The 17,253-nt window shown below is 67.3% G+C and carries 14 protein-coding genes and 1 pseudogene; 8 read left to right on the plus strand and 7 right to left on the minus strand.

Annotated elements, in window-relative coordinates; all coding sequences use genetic code 11:
- Positions 1 to 3 precede the first annotated feature (3 nt).
- Positions 4 to 951, minus strand: a complete 948-nt coding sequence (gene ylqF / locus AC3XQU_RS09715; protein ID WP_489873956.1) for a ribosome biogenesis GTPase YlqF — start codon at positions 949 to 951, stop codon at positions 4 to 6.
- A 157-nt stretch (positions 952 to 1,108) separates the two neighbouring features.
- Here ylqF and AC3XQU_RS09720 point away from each other — a divergent pair, with 157 nt between their 5' ends.
- Positions 1,109 to 1,231 (plus strand): hypothetical protein, encoded by a 123-nt coding sequence (locus AC3XQU_RS09720; RefSeq protein ID WP_489873957.1) that lies wholly within the window; start codon positions 1,109 to 1,111, stop codon positions 1,229 to 1,231.
- A gap of 95 nt (positions 1,232 to 1,326) precedes the next feature.
- Entirely contained in the window at positions 1,327 to 3,408 is a 2,082-nt protein-coding gene (locus tag AC3XQU_RS09725; protein WP_489873958.1) for an MASE4 domain-containing protein, read from the plus strand.
- A gap of 7 nt (positions 3,409 to 3,415) precedes the next feature.
- Here AC3XQU_RS09725 and AC3XQU_RS09730 read toward each other — a convergent pair whose 3' ends face one another.
- The 3 genes from AC3XQU_RS09730 to AC3XQU_RS09740 form a co-directional block, all read right to left on the minus strand.
- Positions 3,416 to 4,669 carry a hypothetical protein gene (locus tag AC3XQU_RS09730; protein ID WP_489873959.1) on the minus strand — a complete coding sequence of 418 codons (1,254 nt, stop codon included), beginning with the start codon at positions 4,667 to 4,669 and terminating at the stop codon, positions 3,416 to 3,418.
- Positions 4,659 to 5,534 (minus strand): hypothetical protein, encoded by an 876-nt coding sequence (locus tag AC3XQU_RS09735; protein ID WP_489873960.1) that lies wholly within the window; start codon positions 5,532 to 5,534, stop codon positions 4,659 to 4,661. The genes AC3XQU_RS09730 and AC3XQU_RS09735 overlap by 11 nt, the downstream gene beginning before the upstream one ends.
- Positions 5,535 to 5,827: 293 nt before the next feature.
- Positions 5,828 to 6,757, minus strand: a complete 930-nt coding sequence (locus AC3XQU_RS09740) for a histone deacetylase family protein (RefSeq protein ID WP_489873961.1) — start codon at positions 6,755 to 6,757, stop codon at positions 5,828 to 5,830.
- A gap of 213 nt (positions 6,758 to 6,970) precedes the next feature.
- Between AC3XQU_RS09740 and AC3XQU_RS09745 the strand changes: the two genes are divergently transcribed.
- From AC3XQU_RS09745 to AC3XQU_RS09770, 6 genes and pseudogenes are all read left to right on the plus strand, one after another.
- Positions 6,971 to 7,891, plus strand: coding sequence for an AAA family ATPase (locus AC3XQU_RS09745; RefSeq protein ID WP_489873962.1), 921 nt, complete (start codon positions 6,971 to 6,973; stop codon positions 7,889 to 7,891).
- Between the two features lie 24 nt (positions 7,892 to 7,915).
- A complete protein-coding gene (locus AC3XQU_RS09750; protein ID WP_489873963.1) occupies positions 7,916 to 8,905 on the plus strand; it encodes a DUF58 domain-containing protein in 990 nt (329 codons plus the stop codon).
- Positions 8,902 to 10,329: pseudogene (locus AC3XQU_RS09755) on the plus strand (transglutaminase TgpA family protein); the annotation flags it as partial. The gene AC3XQU_RS09750 and the pseudogene AC3XQU_RS09755, both read left to right, overlap by 4 nt.
- A gap of 108 nt (positions 10,330 to 10,437) precedes the next feature.
- The gene (locus AC3XQU_RS09760) at positions 10,438 to 10,914 is read left to right on the plus strand and encodes a DUF4129 domain-containing protein (RefSeq protein WP_489874180.1); all 477 of its coding nucleotides are present in this window, start codon (positions 10,438 to 10,440) and stop codon (positions 10,912 to 10,914) included.
- The gene (gene mltB, locus AC3XQU_RS09765; protein ID WP_489873964.1) at positions 10,911 to 12,098 is read left to right on the plus strand and encodes a lytic murein transglycosylase B; all 1,188 of its coding nucleotides are present in this window, start codon (positions 10,911 to 10,913) and stop codon (positions 12,096 to 12,098) included. The genes AC3XQU_RS09760 and mltB overlap by 4 nt, the downstream gene beginning before the upstream one ends.
- 447 nt (positions 12,099 to 12,545) lie before the next feature.
- Positions 12,546 to 12,884: a hypothetical protein gene (locus tag AC3XQU_RS09770; protein ID WP_171086272.1), complete on the plus strand. Its 339-nt coding sequence runs from the start codon at positions 12,546 to 12,548 to the stop codon at positions 12,882 to 12,884.
- 169 nt (positions 12,885 to 13,053) lie between these two features.
- On the opposite strand, the gene cysM is transcribed toward AC3XQU_RS09770, so the two are convergent.
- From cysM to AC3XQU_RS09785, 3 genes are all read right to left on the minus strand, one after another.
- On the minus strand, positions 13,054 to 13,956 hold the full coding sequence (gene cysM / locus AC3XQU_RS09775) for a cysteine synthase CysM (RefSeq protein WP_489873965.1): 903 nt from the start codon (positions 13,954 to 13,956) through the stop codon (positions 13,054 to 13,056).
- Positions 13,957 to 14,069: 113 nt separating this feature from the next.
- The gene (locus AC3XQU_RS09780) at positions 14,070 to 15,473 is read right to left on the minus strand and encodes a M20/M25/M40 family metallo-hydrolase (protein WP_489873966.1); all 1,404 of its coding nucleotides are present in this window, start codon (positions 15,471 to 15,473) and stop codon (positions 14,070 to 14,072) included.
- Between the two features lie 106 nt (positions 15,474 to 15,579).
- Positions 15,580 to 17,148: a sensor domain-containing diguanylate cyclase gene (locus AC3XQU_RS09785; protein ID WP_489873967.1), complete on the minus strand. Its 1,569-nt coding sequence runs from the start codon at positions 17,146 to 17,148 to the stop codon at positions 15,580 to 15,582.
- Positions 17,149 to 17,253: the final 105 nt, after the last annotated feature.

Below are 17,253 nucleotides of genomic sequence, written 5' to 3' on the forward strand. Positions count from 1 at the left end.
CACTCAGGTGCCGCGCTTGCCGCGCGCGGCTTCTTCGGCCTTGCGCGCCGCTTTCTCTTCGGCGATGCGCGCTTTTTCCGCTACCTCGGCCGCATGCTGCGCCAGGGCCGCGGCGCGGCTTTCCGGCGTCTCCAGGCTGATGCGGCCGAGCGCGCCGGTGCGGTAATCCTGCAGCAGCGTGTGCGCGCCCTTTTCGTAATCGAACTCGCCGCCGCGCACGCGGAAACCCCGCCGCGCCGCCACGCCTTCGATCACCGAAATGCCGTCCATGCCCTCGGTCTTGAAGCCGTAGCGGGCCGTGAGCAGGTTCGGATAGCGCTCGAGCAGCAGGTTGCCCAGGAATTCCGCCACTTCTTCCTCGATCAGCGCATTGGTGCCGATCGCATGGCTGGCGGCGAGCATCAGGCCGTCGCTGGCCATGGCGATCTTCGGCCACAGCATGCCGGGGGTGTCGACCAGCACGGTGTGCTTGCCGAGGTAGAGCTTTTGCTGGACCTTGGTCACGGCCGGCTCGTCGCCCACCTTGGCCACGCGCTTTTTCAGCAGCGCGTTCATCAGGGTGGACTTGCCGACGTTCGGGATCCCCATGATCATGATGCGCAGCGGCTTGGTCGGCACGCCGCGGTGCGGCGCCAGCGACAGCGCCAGGTCCGGGATGCGCGCAACATCCGCCGGCTTCTTGGTCGTCATCGGGTAGGCAGTCACGCCCTTTTGCGCTTCGTAGAAGGCTTTCCACGCGGCGGTGGCGACCGGGTCGGCCAGGTCGGTCTTGTTCAGGATTTTCAGGCAGGGACGCTGGCGGAACTTGCGCAGCTGGTCTACCAAGGGGTTGCAGCTCGCCTCGGGCAGGCGGGCGTCGAGGACTTCGATCACCAGATCGATGTTCTCCATCTGCTCGGCGGCTTCTTTCTTGGCCGCATTCATGTGCCCCGGGAACCATTGTATCGACATGCTCTGCTCTCTCAATCTTCAATCAGGGCGCTATTTTACGCTGCTGTTGCGGCATCGAAGCAACAGACCAGCCGTTCCGGCCAGTCTGTTGATGCATTGCAACGCATTTATCGACGGTCTCGCCACACTCAGGGCTTTCAGTCACCCGGAGCCGCCCATGCGCACAGTCCCTGTTCACGGATTCAAGAAAACCTTTGCCCGCTGGTTCGCTTTCGGGATGCTGTGCGGCGCCATCGCCGGGGCATGCCTGGCCGATCGTTTGCCCCTGCTGCCGGCCTGAATGTTGCACCACGCAGGCGCGCCCGCAACAAATTACCACGGTGCAATTTCATTGGTATATGCTCCGGATTTGGCTGCCGTTCCAGGAGCATCGTCATGCAAACCGCTTCCCTTCCGCCGCACGCGAGGGCCACGCGCCACGCGCTGGCGCCATTCCAGCGCAACGCATTGATTGCAGCGGCCGTCATCGGCGTGATCACCACACTCCTGATGCCCTTCGCGGCCGACAAGTGGCCGAACATCCCGGCCTTCGTCCCTGCCTACCAGACCGCCCTGATCGGCGCCTACCTGATCGCCGCCTACCTGATGTACGGCTACTTCATGCAGCTGCGCGCCCGCGCAGTACTGTGGCTATGGGGCGGCAGCGTCTATACGGCCGGGGTGCTGCTGGCGCAATTCCTGTCGCTGCCGAACGCATTCGTGGCCGAAACACGCCTGCTCGGCGGCGCCCAGAGCACCATCTGGCTCTGGTTCTTCTGGCATGTCGGCGCCAGCGGCATGCTGTTCGCCTATGCCTGGTGCGAGCTGCGTGCGCCCGGCGCGCTGGTGGAACAGCCGCGCCCCGCCTTTGCCCGCTGCGCCGGCCTGACCGCCGCCTGCCTGGCCGCCACCCTGGCCGCGGTCACCTTCCTGCACGACCTGCTGCCGCCGATGGACGCCGCGGGCGACTTCAGCCGCATCACCACGACCGGCTACGCGCCGCTGATCCAGGCCATCATCATGGCCGCACTATATATGCTGTGGCGCGCGACCCGCTTCGCCACCCCGATCAGCGCCTGGATCGGCGTGGCCATGGTGGCCCTGGCCCTCGACAACGCCATCACGATGGCCGGCGGCTCGCGCCTGACGGCCGGCTGGTATGTGGGACGCATCAACGCCCTGCTCTCGGCGCTGGTCATGCTGATTTTGTACATCAAGGAAGTCAACCGGGTGTACCTGAAGGCGGCGGCCAATGCCGGCCAGCTGGCGGTGGCCAAGGCCGAACTCGAACGCCACCAGGAGCATCTCGAATCCCTGGTCGCCGAGCGTACCCGGTCGCTGGAAGAAACCAAGGACGCGCTGATGCACGCGCAGAAACTCGAGGCGATCGGCAAGCTGACCGGCGGCGTGGCGCACGACTTCAACAACGTCCTGCACATCATCAACGGCAACCTCGACCTGATCCGCCTGTTCTCGCCCGGGAACGAGAAGATCCTGCCGCGCTGCGCCTCGGCCCAGGAGGCGGTGCGGCGCGGCGCCAAGCTGTCCTCGCAGCTGCTGTCGTTTGCGCGCAAGCTGCCGCTGCAGCCGGCGCCGACCAGCCTGGCGGCGGTGTTCTCGAACATGGACCTGCTGCTCAAGCGCGCCGTCGGCGAGCGCATCGAGATCGAGATCGACATCGCCCCCGACGCCTGGAACGTCAAGGTCGACCCGCAGCAGCTGGAGAACGCGGTGCTCGACCTGACGCTCAACGCCAGCGACGCGATGCCGCATTCCGGACGCTTCAAGATCGCCGCGGCCAACGCGGCCATGCCCGAGGGCGACTTCGTGCGCATCGCCTTCATCGACACCGGCGCGGGCATGAGCGCGGACGTCAAGGCGCGCGCCTTCGAGCCCTTCTTCTCGACCAAGGACGTCGGCAAGGGCACTGGCCTGGGCCTGTCGATGGTGTACGGCTTCGTCAAGCAAAGCGGCGGCCATATCGAGATCGACAGCCAGCCGGGACAGGGCGCGTCGATCGTGATCCTGCTGCCGCGCAGCCTTGATTCGGCGGTGGAAAAACGCGTGGCCCAGGGCGGCGATGTCACCGGCGGCAGCGAAACGGTGCTGGTGGTGGACGACGAAGCAGACATCCGAGAGAACGTCGGCGTGATCCTGGCCGGCCTGGGCTACCGGGTGCTCAAGGCCGCCAGTGCGGACGAGGCGCGCGGCATGCTGGGGCAGCATCCGCGGATCGACCTGCTGTTCACCGACGTGATCATGCCCGGCACGACCAGCAGCACCCAGCTGGCGGCGCTGGCGCGCACGGCCCATCCCGCCATGCGCGTGCTGTTTACCTCGGGCTATTCGGAAGACGCCGTGATCCACGACGGCCGTCTCGACGAGGGCATCAGCCTGCTCAACAAACCGTACAGCCGCGACGACCTGGCGCGCGCGGTGCGCGCCATGCTGGCGCCGGCCCAGCCGCAGCCGGCCTGATTCGCCTTCAAGGCGCGCCCAGGGGGCAGGCAGGCGGCGGCAGCGGCTGATCCGGCGCGAAGCCGGCAAGGCGCTCGCGCGCCGCGATCCGGTCTTTCGCATATTCGGCCAGGTAGCGGTCGCGCTCCTCGCTCTGCCATTCCGCGTTCGACACCCCGTTCATCGACTTCGTACGGCTGGCAAGCACGCGGCCCTGCAGGCGCGGCATCAGGAGCCGGTCCGGATCGGCGTTCTCGCGCAGCAGGTAGCCGTCGACGTCGCGCAAGCTCAAGGGCAAGGCCGGCGCTTCGTCGGTCATCAGCTTGCCGAACACCGTCAGCTTGATCTCGCGCGGGCCGGTTTCCAGCACCTCGTTGAAGGTCGCCACCGCGAACGGCCGGCCGCGGGCGTCGTCGACCCGCCCCGTGACGACATAGCGTCCAGCCTGGCGCACGTCCGCGCGCAGGTAGAAATGCAGCGACCCGTTCTCGACCGCTTCGCGCACCTGCCCGCTCCAGGTGGCCGGCAGGGTCGGCGTGTAGATGACGTCGAACAGCGCAAAGCCATTGCGCCCGCCCGCCGTGTAGCGCACTTCGGTACGGATGGTGCCGTGAAAGCCCGCCAGCCCGGTCTGGCCCGGCGCCAGCACGCCGGCAAAGGCATTGTCGCCCGCCACCGGGTCGGCGCCGGCGCCGTCGTCCGCGAAGGCCAGCGCCACCTGGCCCGTGGCGCGGCTGGCGCCATAGGTCATGCCCTGGGCGACCGCGCGCGTGACCACCAGCGGCACGGTCTCGCCCTGGGCATTCACGGCCCGCAGCGAAAAGGCGGCCGATTCGCCGGCCGCCAGGTAGACATGGGATTGCGAGGTCTGCAGCAGCACGGTGCTGTTCGCGCCACCGCCTTCGACCCGCATCGGGTGCATCTCGGTAACCGGCTGGTTCGGGTGCAGCTGGTCCGGGTTGTGCGCGGCAGGGCGCGACTCCATCGGGTATTTGCTGCCTTCGCGGTAGCTGCAATAGGTGTGGTCGGTGAGCTGGACATGCTCGAGCAGCTGGCGGCGGCGCTCGGCGCGCTCGCCCGGGATGGCCAATCCATCGTTGCCGCCGACCTGGCCGAAGAACTGGGGCCCGGATGGCGGCGGCGCGGTGACGGCGGCGGGAGCCGCGTGTTCCGCGCCTTGCATCCACAGTCCGATGGCGGCCAGCGCCGCCACGCCGAGCCCCAGGGGCCAGGCATGGCGGCGCCAGCCGCGCGGACTGTCAAGCGTTCGCCTAGTAGGCACTGTTGACGACGGCGTTGCGCACGACGCCCACGATGCCGCCCCAGTTGCCGTTCGCGTAGTGGTTGTAGGCCTCGCTGTCGTCGCGGAAGATCACCGAGTGGTAGCTCCACTTGGCGCTGCCGCCCTCGTTGGCGGCGGTGCCCAGCGCCAGGTCGTTGCAGAACCAGTCGCTCGGGTTGCAGTAGGAGCCGCCCGAACTGCCGGACACGCCGCCGGTGCTGTGGTAGGCCACGGCTTCGTCGTCCTGGCCCGGCAGGATGCCCGAATAGGCGGTGCCCTTCGAGGCTGCGTACATGTAGAACCAGACGTTGCGCGTGGTGTTGTGGTTGTACATGGCGCGCGCGGTGGTGGTCTTGAGGTCCTGCACCAGCGGTTCGGAGGTGGTCCAGGAACCGGCGTCGGACAGTTCGGAGCCGCCGGCCGCGCCGGAGGCGGCGCGCACCCACTTGATGTTCCAGCCGGTTTGCGACGTGCCGTCGCTGTTGCCGCAGACGCCGCTCGTAGCGGGGCTGGCGTTCTTCTTCAGGCGCGCCGAGCCGCCGTAGTTGGCCAGGGTGTAGCCCATCATCAGGTCGCCCGCGCTATGGGTGACGACATAGCACCAGTTGGTGCCGGTGCAGAAGCAGTCGAGCGCATCGCGCACCTTGCCGCTCTGCGAGGCGATGCTGCTGCGGCCGTCCCAGTTGACGGCCTTCTTGTTGACGCCCGCCGCGGTCGTGGACGGGCCCCAGTAGGTGAAGTCGTTGTAGTTGCCGATGGCCCCACCGCCGGTACGGCCGTTGATCCACAGGGTGTAGTTGGCGGCGGCTGCCATGCTTGACGCGAGTAACAGGCACAGCGCGCAGATGATGCGTATTTGTCTCACTGTCTTTCTCCTTTTGTCGTCGTTGTCGGCCGTATGCACGGCTGAGTTCGACTCTATGCCTGACATTTACCCGTGTCAATTTGCACAATTGGAAAAAGAGTGGACTGTCGCTTTATCGCCCGGCCCGCTCACAGCGCGGTGGCCACCGCGCTGCGCACCACGCCGACGATGCCGTCCCAGGCGCCACCAAGGTCGTGGTGGTAGTCTTCGCCGTCGTCGCGCAAGACCAGCACCGAGGCGACGTGTCAGGAAGTGTTAGATCGGCAGGAGGAAGGCTGCGCCCGGCCCGGTATTTATTCGAGCTCCGCCAGCACCTTCAGGTGCGCCACCACGCTGCGCCCCAGGGCCGACAGCGCATAGCCGCCCTCGAGGCAGCTGACGATGCGGCCCTGCGCATGCTGCCTGGCCACCTCCATCACCTGGCGCGTGATCCAGGCGTAATCGGCTTCGACCAGGCCGATGCCGCCCATGTCGTCCTCGCGGTGGCCGTCGAAGCCGGCCGACACGAAGATCATTTGCGGCCGGTGCGCATGCAGCGCGGGCAGCCAGTGCTCCAGCACCAGCGTGCGCACCGCTTCGCCGTCGCACAGCGCCGGCACCGGCACGTTGACGCTGGTGGCCGTGATCGGCTCCGGGTCGCAATACGGATAGAAGGGATGCTGGAACAGGCTGGCCATCAGCACGCGCGGATCGGTGCGGAAGGCGTCCGCCGTGCCGTTGCCGTGGTGGACGTCGAAGTCGACGATGGCCACGCGCTCGAGCCCGTGCACTTCCATCGCATGGCGCGCCGCGACCGCGACGTTATTGAAGAAGCAAAACCCCATCGGCTCGCTTGGCGTCGCGTGGTGGCCCGGCGGGCGCACCGAGCAGAACGCGTTGTCGACTTCGCCACGGATCACGGCGTCGGTCGCGGCCACCGCCGCGCCGGCCGCGCGCAGCGCCGCCTGGTAGCTGTGGTGGCACAGGATGGTGTCGCCGTCGAGCGGATAGTAGTCGCCTTCCGGCGGCACGTGGTCGCGCACCAGCGCCACCGCGCCAGGCGTGTGGTTGCGCAGGATGTCGGCCATGTCGGCCAGCGGCGCGCTGCGCTTTTCCAGCAGGCCGTCGATGCGGGCCAGGATCAGCTGGTCGTCGATTGCCTGCAGGCGCGCGGGCGACTCGGGGTGCCAGTCGCCCATCTCGTGCCGCAGGCAGTCGGGGTGGCTGTAGATTGCTGTGCTCATTGTGCGTGTTCCGTGCCTGCCTGTTCGTGCCGGACCGCGCATGCGCCATGCATGCGCGGCCGCGCCTGTTCACTCGCGCGCCCGTTCTCGCATAGAATCGATGCGAAGGCTTGTTGCCGACGGAGTATAAAGCTTGCCAATGGCGCTAATCTACCATGCCGGCGCCAGGCTTCGCGCGGCGCCCCGTATCGAATGAATCACCGGAACCCAACCATGTTCAATCAATTGCATGCCGCCGCGCGCCAGGTGTCCCAGGTCGTGGTCGGGAAAGACCAGCAGGTGCGCCTGGCCATCACCTGCCTGCTGGCCGGCGGCCACCTGCTGCTGGAAGACCTGCCCGGCGTGGGCAAGACCACGCTGGCGCATGCGCTGGCGATCTCGCTGGGCCTGAAGTTCAACCGCGTCCAGTTCACCAGCGACCTGCTGCCGGCCGACGTGGCCGGCATCTCGGTCTACGAGCGCGAAAAGAACGACTTCGTGTTCCACCCCGGCCCGATCTTTACCCAGGTGCTGCTGGCCGACGAAATCAACCGCGCCACGCCCAAGACGCAATCGGGCCTGCTGGAAGCCATGGAAGAACGCCAGGTCAGCGCCGACGGCGTCACCCGCGCCCTGCCCGAGCCCTTCTTCGTCATCGCCACCCAGAACCCGGCCAGCCAGGTCGGCACCTTCCCGCTGCCCGAATCGCAGCTCGACCGCTTCCTGATGTGCCTGTCGCTGGGCTATCCGGACGCCACCGCCGAGCGCGCCCTGCTGATGGGCGAAGACCGGCGCGCCATGCTGCGCAATCTGCAGCCGGCGATGCAGCCGACCGAACTGGCCCAGGCCCAGCGCGCGCTGAAAGAAATTCACGCATCGAGCTCGCTGGTCACCTACGTGCAGTCGCTGGCCCAGGCTTCGCGCCAGAACGGCCTGTTCGCCGAAGGCCTGTCGCCGCGCGCGGCCATCGCCCTGCTCCAGGCCGGCCGCGCCTGGGCGGCGCTCGAGGGACGCGACCACGTGATCCCGGAAGACATCCAGGCCGTGCTGGTGCCGGTCTGCGCCCACCGCCTGCGCCCGCTCAAGGCCGCACAGGGCATGGCGCTGGCCAGCCGCGACCTGGTGCTGCAGCTGCAGAAGTCGGTCGCGCTGTAGATGGCGGCGGAGCTGGGACAGTCCATGGGCGGCCTGCGCGGCTGGGCGCGCCGCACGACCGGCAAATGGCTGCCGCGCGGCGGCACGCTCGATACGGGCGAAGTGGTGCTGGGCCAGCACCGCATCTTCATCCTGCCTTCGCGCGCCGGGATCGGCTTTGCCGCACTGCTGCTGGTGCTGCTGATCGGCTCGATCAACTACACGCTCGGCCTGGGGTTTGCCCTGACCTTCCTGGCGCTGTCCTGCGCCCTGGTCGACATGGTCTTCACCTACCGTAACCTGGCCCACCTGGCGCTGCAGCAGGGCCGCGTGCCCGCGGTCTTCGCCGGCCAGGAAGCCCAGTTCGAACTGCACCTCGCCAACCGCAGCGCGCTGGCGCGCTATGGCGTCTGGATCGATTTCGCCGGCATGCGCGAGCCGCGCCACGTCGCCGACATCGCCGCCCACGGCAGCGCCGCGGTGCTCCTTGGCGTGCCCACCAGCGCGCGCGGCTGGCTGCAGGCGGAGCGCGTGGTGCTGTCCACGCGCTTCCCGCTCGGCCTGTTCCGCGCCTGGAGCTACTGGCGCCCGGCCGCGCGCGCCCTGGTGTATCCGCGTCCGGAAGAAGGCGCGCCGCCCCTGCCCTCGAGCGGCAGCGGCGCCGGCAGCGGACGCGTGGGCGGCAACGACGACTTCGCCGGCGTGCGCAATTACCAGCCGGGCGACTCGCCGCGCCAGCTGGCCTGGCGCCAGATCGCCCGGCTCGACCCGGCGCTGGGCGGCCAGCTCGTCACCAAGCATTTCGAAGGGGGCGTGAGCGACGAGCTGGTGCTCGACTTCGCCGCCCTCCCCGCCAACCTCGACCTGGAGCTGCGCCTGTCGCGCATGACGCGCTGGGTGCTGGACGCCGAGCAGCGCGCCCTGCCCTATGCCTTCCGCCTGGGCGCCACCCACTACGATGCCGCCGCCGGCGCGGCCCACCAGGCGGCCTGCCTGCGCGCGCTGGCACTGTACGGCGCCAGGGAAGCCGCATGAAGGCGCTGGCCGCATTCAAGGCGCTCCCGCGCGACAAGGCCGACACCCTGCTGCTGCTGGCCAGCGCGGTGCTGGTGCTGGCGCCGCACGCCGCCCACCTGCCGCTGTGGGTGTCGCTGCTGTGCGCGGCCACCCTGGTGTGGCGCGCCGCCGTCACGCTGCGCGGCAAGCGCATGCCCTCCACCCTTGTGCTGCTGCCGATCGCCGCCGCCGCGATGGCGGGGGTGCAGTTCAGCTACGGGACCATCCTCGGGCGCGACGCCGGCGTGGCCATGCTGGTGCTGCTGGTCGCCTTCAAGATGCTCGAGATGCACGCGCGCCGCGACCTGTACGTGGTGATCTTCCTGTGCTTCTTCCTGGTGCTGACCAACTTCTTCTACGCCCAGGGCATCGGCAGCGCACTCCTCATGGTGGCCGCGGTGCTGGCCCTGCTCACGACCCAGCTGTCGTTCCAGTTCACGGGCGCCGTGCCGCCGCTGCGCGCGCGCCTGGGGCTGGGCCTGAAGATGCTCTTGTTCGCCGCGCCGATCGCGGTGGCGCTGTTCGTGGTGTTCCCGCGCCTGGGCGGGCCGCTGTGGAGCATGCCGGGCAGCGGCGGCGGTGGCGGCAGCGGCAAGTCGGGCCTGTCGGAGCGCATGGCGCCGGGCTAGATGTCGAACCTGGCGATGTCGAACGAACCGGCCTTCCGGGTGCGCTTCCATGGCCGCGTGCCCGCCAAGGGGCAGCTCTACTGGCGCGGCCTGGTGCTGGACGCCTTCGACGGCGTGGCCTGGACCCGCGGCGGCTCGGTGCCCACCGGGGCCAGCGTGCCGCTGCGCGTGCGCGGCGAGCCGCAGCGCTACGACGTCACGCTGGAGCCGTCCGACACGCGCTGGCTGTTCACGCTCGAGATGCCGCGCCACCTGCCGCTGGTGCCGGGACACAAGGTCAGCGTCTCGCACCAGCTCGAGTTGAGCAGCAGCCGCCCGCTGGCGCAGCGCGCGCGCTACACGATGGTCTCCTATCCCGACTACACGCTCGACCGCGCCGATGTACTGGAGGACCCGAGCCAGTGGCTGCTGCTGCCCTATGGCTTCAATCCACGGGCGCTGGCCGCCGGCCTGGCGCTGCGCCGCGAACCCGAACCTGCGCGCCGCGTGAATGCCGTGCTGCGCCAGTTCCGCGAGCAGGCGTTCAGCTATACGCTCGAGCCGCCCCTGCTCGGGCGCCACTCGATCGACGAATTCCTGTATGGGACGCGTGCAGGCTTTTGCGAGCATTACTCGGGCGCCTTCGTGTTCCTGATGCGCGCGGCCGGCATCCCGGCGCGCGTGGTCACCGGCTACCAGGGCGGCGAGCTCAATCCGATCGACGGCTACGTGACGGTGCGCCAGTCCGACGCCCACGCCTGGGCCGAAGTCTGGATGCAGGGGCGCGGCTGGGTGCGGGTGGACCCGACCGCCGCCGTGGCGCCGGAACGGGTGCGGCGCGGCCTGGCGTCGGCGGTACCGGCGCCGGCGCCCTTCGGCATCGACGCCTTGCGCGGCCTGTCGATGTTCGACCTCGGGCGCGATTCGGTGCTGGGACGCCTGCGCGATGCGATCGGCGCGGTCAACAATGGCTGGAACCAGTGGGTGCTGAACTACACCCCTGAGCGCCAGCGCGGCGTGATCAAGAGCCTGCAGGCCGGCCTGGGCGGCTGGCGTTTTATCGCCCTGATAACGTTTGCCCTGATAGTGTTGCTTTTGGGCAGATTTTTGCTTCGCCGCCGGGAAATTGATCCTATCGAAGCGGTATACTCTTCCCTATGCAAGCGCCTAGCCCACCTGGGCCTGGCCCGTGCAGCGGACGAAGGGCCCACCTCTTATGCGGCCCGGATCGCGGCCACCGGGCAGCTGGCGCCGCCATCACGTGAAGCCGCCGCCGAGTTCTTGCGCCGCTACAGCGCATGGCGTTATGCGCCACCCCAGCCCCAGGCCAACCTGCGGCTGGCCGCTACCTTGAAGAGCCTATTGTCGCAAGTTAGATGAAATCCATTGTTCCCCTGTTTGCCGCGCTGGCGCTGGCCTTTGCCCCGATCGGGCAAGCCGATGCCGGCGTGAAGGATCCGCACGCTCGTAGCGCGCAAGCCAAGGCCAAGGCCGCCAAGACCACCGCCAAGGCCAAGCGAGCGAAAGCCGGCCGGCAGGTCTCGGTCAAGTCGAGCCGCATCATCAAGGCTGCGCCTGCCGCCGCCGTGATCGACTACGACGGCGAGCACAGCAATTTCCTCGAATGGCAGGCCATGCGCGCGTTCATCGACGAGATGGTCAGCCAGCACGGCTTCGAGCGCGCCTACCTGGAGTCGCTGTTCGGCCAGGCCCGCTTCATCGATTCGGCGGTGCAGCTGGTCAAGCCCATGCCGCCGGGTAAGCCGAAGAACTGGCAGGTCTACAGCAGCCGCTTCATCGAGCCGATCCGCATCAAGGCCGGCGTGCGTTTCTGGAACGAGCACGCCGCCACCCTTGCGCGCGCCGAAGCCGCCTATGGCGTACCGGCCGAAATCATCGTCGGCATCATCGGCGTCGAGACCATCTATGGCCGCGACACCGGCAAGTTCCGCGTGCTCGATACGCTGGCCACGCTCGCCTTCGGCTATCCGGACACCCCGAACCGCGCGAGCCGCATGCAGTTCTTCCGCAGCGAACTGGCGCAAACCCTGCTGTTCGCGCGCGAGCACAAGATCGACCCCTTCTCGCTGCTCGGTTCGTTTGCCGGCGCGGTCGGCATGCCGCAGTTCATGCCGGGCAGCATCCTAAAATTCGGCGTCGACTTCAATGGCGACGGCCAGATCGACCTGCGCAATTCGGCCGAGGATGCGATCGGCAGCGTCGCCAATTTCCTGGTCCAGCACGGCTGGAAAACGGAGTACCGCGACCCACCTGCCGTACCGGCCGACGTGTCGTCCAACCACGCCTGGGAAAAGCTGCTGGATCGCGGCCTTGCCGCCACCCTGCGTCCGGAAGAGCTGCGCGCAGCCGGCGTGACGGTGGCCTCGCCCCTGCCGGCCGAGCGCCTGTATGGCCTGGTCGACTTGCAAAACGGTGCCGAAGCGACCGAATACTGGGTCGCGAACGATAACTTCTTTGCCATCACCAAGTACAACCGCAGTTATTTCTATGCCATGTCGGTGATCGAGCTGGGCCGCGCAGTCAGGCAATCACGGGCCGATTAAGCCTTGCTTGGCGGGAAAGTTTGTATCGAGTTGTAACGCTCCAGCTTTGTTGCAGCCGCATTAACACACTACGCTCAGGTGCATACCCCCCGGGGGTATGTACCATTCTAGTCTCGATTCTCCCCAGAAACATCCCCGTCCCTTCCATACTCCCCGTTTTGTTGCAATCCTGTCAGGCTTTCCCATACTGTGCGGCATCAGCGCCCAGATGGTTCTACACTCACGCTTAATCAAAAAACAATTAATATTTCCGTGACTTTATGAGAGAATTGCATTGGGGCTATTGTTGCGTTATGACAACAATACTCAGGATAGCTGTCTGATTCTTGTTGCTAGTGAGTATCAGATTAAAATTAGTTGTACAATTGAATAGATAATTACGAAATACAAATTCGGAGTCGAGCGCCGCATGGGGGCTCCGTCCAACCCAAAATAGGATATTGAATCATGACAAACCAAGTCGGCATCGATATGAACAGCGATTCGGAGTCCGATGAACTCCTGCAATACAATCCGAACCGCCTGCTCGACACCCTGATCGAGAACCTGCGCCTGAAGAACGACGCAGCACTGTCGCGTGCCCTGGAAGTGGCGCCGCCGGTGATCTCGAAGATCCGCCACCACCGCCTGCCGGTCGGCGCTTCGCTGCTGATCCGCATGCACGAAGTCAGCGACCTGTCGATCCGCGACCTGCGTTACCTGATGGGCGACCGCCGCGCCAAGTTCCGCATCAGCGACAAGCAGTTCAAGCCGAAAGAAGGCGCATCGCCATCGAAAGAGGCGTGATCGCCGGCGGGGCCGGTTGACGGGCCACGGTCCGCTGCTTGCCCCGTCTGCCGTAGCTTGGCTATCGAAGATCGCGAGACGCATCCTGTGCTCGCGTGCATCGGCATCCCGGCTCCAGACAGCAAAAAAGCCATCCGTCGGATGGCTTTTTTATTGGCTGAGCGTGGCGTCAAGCGGGGAATACACCCGTCGACAGGTAGCGGTCGCCGCGGTCGCACACCACGAACACGATGGTCGCGTTCTCGACCGTCTGCGAGATGCGCAGCGCCACCTCGCAGGCGCCGGCCGCCGAGATGCCGCAGAAGATCCCCTCCTCGGCCGCCAGGCGGCGCGCCATCTGCTCGGCCGCGGCCTGGCTTACCGGCTCGACCTGGTCCACGCGCGCACGCTCGTAGATCTTCGGCAGGTAGGCTTCCGGCCACTTGCGGATGCCCGGGATCGACGAGCCTTCTTCAGGCTGGGCGCCGACGATGCGGATCGCTTCGTTCTGTGCCTTCAGGTAGCGCGACACGCCCATGATGGTGCCGGTCGTGCCCATGGCGCTCACGAAATGCGTGACGCGGCCGTCGGTGTCGCGCCAGATTTCCGGGCCGGTGCTCTCGTAGTGGGCGCGCGGGTTGTCCTGGTTGCCGAACTGGTCGAGGATGATGCCCTCGCCGTTCTTCTGCATCTGCTCGGCCATGTCGCGCGCGTATTCCATGCCGCCCGACTTGGGCGTGAGGATGATCTGCGCGCCGTAGGCGGCCATGCTCTGGCGGCGCTCGATCGACAGGTTGTCCGGCATCAGGAGCACCATCTTGTAGCCGCGGATCGCGGCCGCCATTGCGAGCGCGATGCCGGTGTTGCCGCTGGTCGCTTCGATCAGGGTGTCGCCCGGCTTGATCTGGCCGCGCTCTTCGGCGCCGCGCAGCATCGACATGGCGGCGCGGTCCTTCACCGAACCGGCCGGGTTGTTGCCCTCCAGCTTGCCAAGAATGACGTTGTTGCGTGCTTCGGCCTCCGCGCCGGGCAGGCGCACCAGGCGCACCAGCGGGGTATTGCCGATCGTGTCTTCGATGGTCTTGTAAGCCATTCCTTGCTCTCTCGCGATTTCCTAAACCGCTATTCTAATCCGGACGGCAGGGTGGCGTACGAGGCCGGCCTCTAGGGCGAGGCCGGCTTCCAGTGCTGCAGGCTTGCGCTGGATCAGCGCTGCGGCAGCGGGTAGGTGGCGACGCTGACGTTGCCGTCCTTGTCGACCGCCTGCACGCCGAAGAACACATTGTCCTTCGACAGGTCGACCGTGGCTTCCACCACGTTGCCGACCCACTTCGCACCCTGCCAGTTGGAGGCGGTGGTCTCGCGCCACACGATGCGGTAGCCTGCCAGGTCCGGCTCGGCATTGGCCTGCCAGACCAGGGTCGAATCGTTGGTCAGCTTGTCGGTGCGCAGCTTGACGTTCGTTGGTGCGGCCGGGGCCAGTGCCAGCGAGGCCAGCGCGGCCGCATTCACCTTGGTCACCTTGGCGATGTAGTCGTAGTCGTTGAACTGGACCAGGTCGCCGTAGACCTTGCCGTTTTCGGTGCGCAGGTCCTGGTGCTGGTGCGCGAAGTCCTCGGCCGGCTCGGTAAAGCGCAGCGCCGCATAGCCCTGTTCCAGGAACGGCATGTGGTCGCCCCCGCGCAGGTAGCGGTCGGCGCGGTGGATCACCGACACCTTGAAGCCCTTGACGTAGCGCTCGCCCTGCTCCTTGGTATGGCGGGCCAGCTGCCGCGAGAGCGAATCGCTGTCGCCGCCGGTGGCCACCAGCTGGCGCACGGCCTCGCTCATTTCCTTGGTGGCCGGAATGCTCTGCGAGAACAGGCGCACCTGCTTGTTGTCCACCTTGCCATTGTCGGCGCGCGAGCTGCCGATGATGTCGTTGGTGTACATGCCGGCGATGTTCAGGTTGTTCTTGCGCGCCTGCTCGGCCCAATGGCGCGCGCCCAGCAAGCCTTGCTCTTCGGCGGCCACCGCCATGAACACGATGGTGGCGTCGAACTTGTACTTGGCCATGACGCAGGCCAGCTCCATGGCGGCGGCGGTACCCGAGGCATCGTCGTTCGCGCCGGGCGCGTCGGCCGTGTAGTTCATGACGTCGGTCACGCGCGAGTCGTAGTGGCCGCTGGTGACATAGATGCGGTCCTTCGAGGCCGCCTGGGTGCCCGGCAGCGTGGCGACCACGTTGACGATCTCGGTCGGGCGCGAGATGCGCGCCGAGACCGGGGCGATGTGGCTGTCGAAGGCCACCTGCAGGGGCGTGCCGGCGCCGCAGCGTTCCAGCTCGGCCTTGATCCAGCGCCGCGCCGCGCCGATGCCGCGGGTCTCCGATTCGGTTTCCGACATCGTGTGGCGGGTGCCGAAGCTCACCAGCTTGGCGACATAGCCTTCGATGCGCTTGGGCGAGATCTCGGCGATGATCTTGTTGATCTGGGGTTGCTGGCGCTTGAGGTCGGGGGCGGGCGGCGCGGCCGGACCGGCCGGGGCGGCGACGGCCGGGGCGGCAACGGCGCCGAGTGCGGCGGCCAGCAGCGAGGAACGGGCGAAGGAAACGGTGCGTGCGTGAGGCATGACTACCTTTCTGATTGTGGGAGCGGACAGCGCCCATCTTCTCATGCGGTGTAGCCGCTGTCAGTCAATACAGGCGGCGCGTGCGCCGCCACGCATCCATGCAGGGCTAGACGGCGCTGCGGTTCCTGCCGCCGGCCTTGGCGCGGTACAGGGCGGCGTCGGCCAGGGCCACCATGGCGGCGCCGCTGCCGGTATCCGGTGGCACCGCGGCGTGGATGCCCAGGCTGATGGTGACCACGCCGCAGGGGGCATCGGGATGGACGATCGCGCAGGCCTGGACTTCGGCACGGATGGCCTCGGCCACCTCCTGCGCGCCGTCCAGGTCGGTGTCGGGCAGCAGCACCACGAATTCCTCGCCGCCGTAGCGCGCGGCCAGGTCGCCGCCGCGGCGCAGCACGCGTTCGATGGCATGCGCCACCGCGCGCAGCGTGGCGTCGCCGGCCTGGTGGCCATAACGGTCGTTGTACTTCTTGAACAGGTCCACGTCCAGCATGACCAGCGCCAGCGGTGCCTGGTTGCGCACGGCGCGCCCGAGCTCTCGCTCGAGCGCCTGTTCATAGTAGCGTCGGTTGAACAGTCCGGTCAGGCCGTCGATGTAAGCCATGGTCGTGAGCGCCTGGTTGGCCTTTTCCAGCCCGGACTTGGTCGCCATCAGTTCGCGTTCGAGCTGGTCGCGCAGCAGCACCTGGCGCACCACGCGCCGTCCCAGCGCGAACAGGCCGGCCACCAGCGTCAGCACGGCCACGCTGGCCAGCATGGCGGAATGCCACCAGCCCGCCAGCACGCTGTCCTGTTCCTGCACCACCGCGATACTGGCCGGATAGCCGCCGATGCGCGCATGGGTGCCGATATGCAGCTCCCCATGGATCAGCGCGTCGCGCTTGCCGTTCGGCCCGCGCTGGCTGGCCTGCCACTGGAACAGCGGGTCGGACGAGATGTTGCGCCCCAGCTCGGCTGTTTCCATGGGTGCGCGCAACAGCAGGGTGCCGTCGTCGAGCGTCATCAAGACCTCGCCGCCGGCGCCCAGGTCCAGGCTCTCGTACAGCTTGCGATAGTAATCGATCCGGATCGTGGCCAGCGCCACGCCGGCGAAGCTGCCGTCCGGATGGTCGATGCGGCGCGACACCGGCAGCACCCACAGGCCGCTGGTGCGTCCGATGACGGGTGCGCCGATGTGCACCCCGCGATCGGGCGTGTGCTGGTGATACTTGAAATAGGCGCGGTCGGCGTTGTTGCGGCCGTCGAAGTTGCGGCCCGCCGAATTAGCGATCCAGCGCCCGGTTTCGTCGTAGACGAACAGGCCCTGCAAGGCCGGGAGGTGGGCCATCTGCCTGGCCATCAGCAGCCGCAGGCGCTCGGCATTGCCCTCGCCCCAGCCTTCGCCCTCGATCCGGTCCACCAGCGCGACCAGCACGGTGTCGGCCACGCTGAAGGATGCATTGGCCTGGTTGGCCAGGGTCAGCGCGGTATTCGATACGGCGATCCGGGCGTTTGCCATCTGCAGCTGGCGGGTCTGGACGATGTTCCAGGCCAGCATCGCCAATGCACACAGGCAGGCCAGCAGCACCAGGCCGGCGGTGGCTGCGGCCAGCGGGCGGCGCTTGCGGTAGAGCGAGCCCACGCGCGAGCCATCCGCCGCGCGCGCCGGTGTGCCTGTATTGTCGCTAGCCGTCATGCCTGCCCGCCCCGTTCGTTTCGTCCATCCTGTATGACACCAGTTTATTGCATCAACACAATAGAATGTGCTTACGGGGCAAGATAGAATGCAGCGTTACAACAG

The organism is Telluria sp. AZSoR62 (assembly GCF_058111565.1).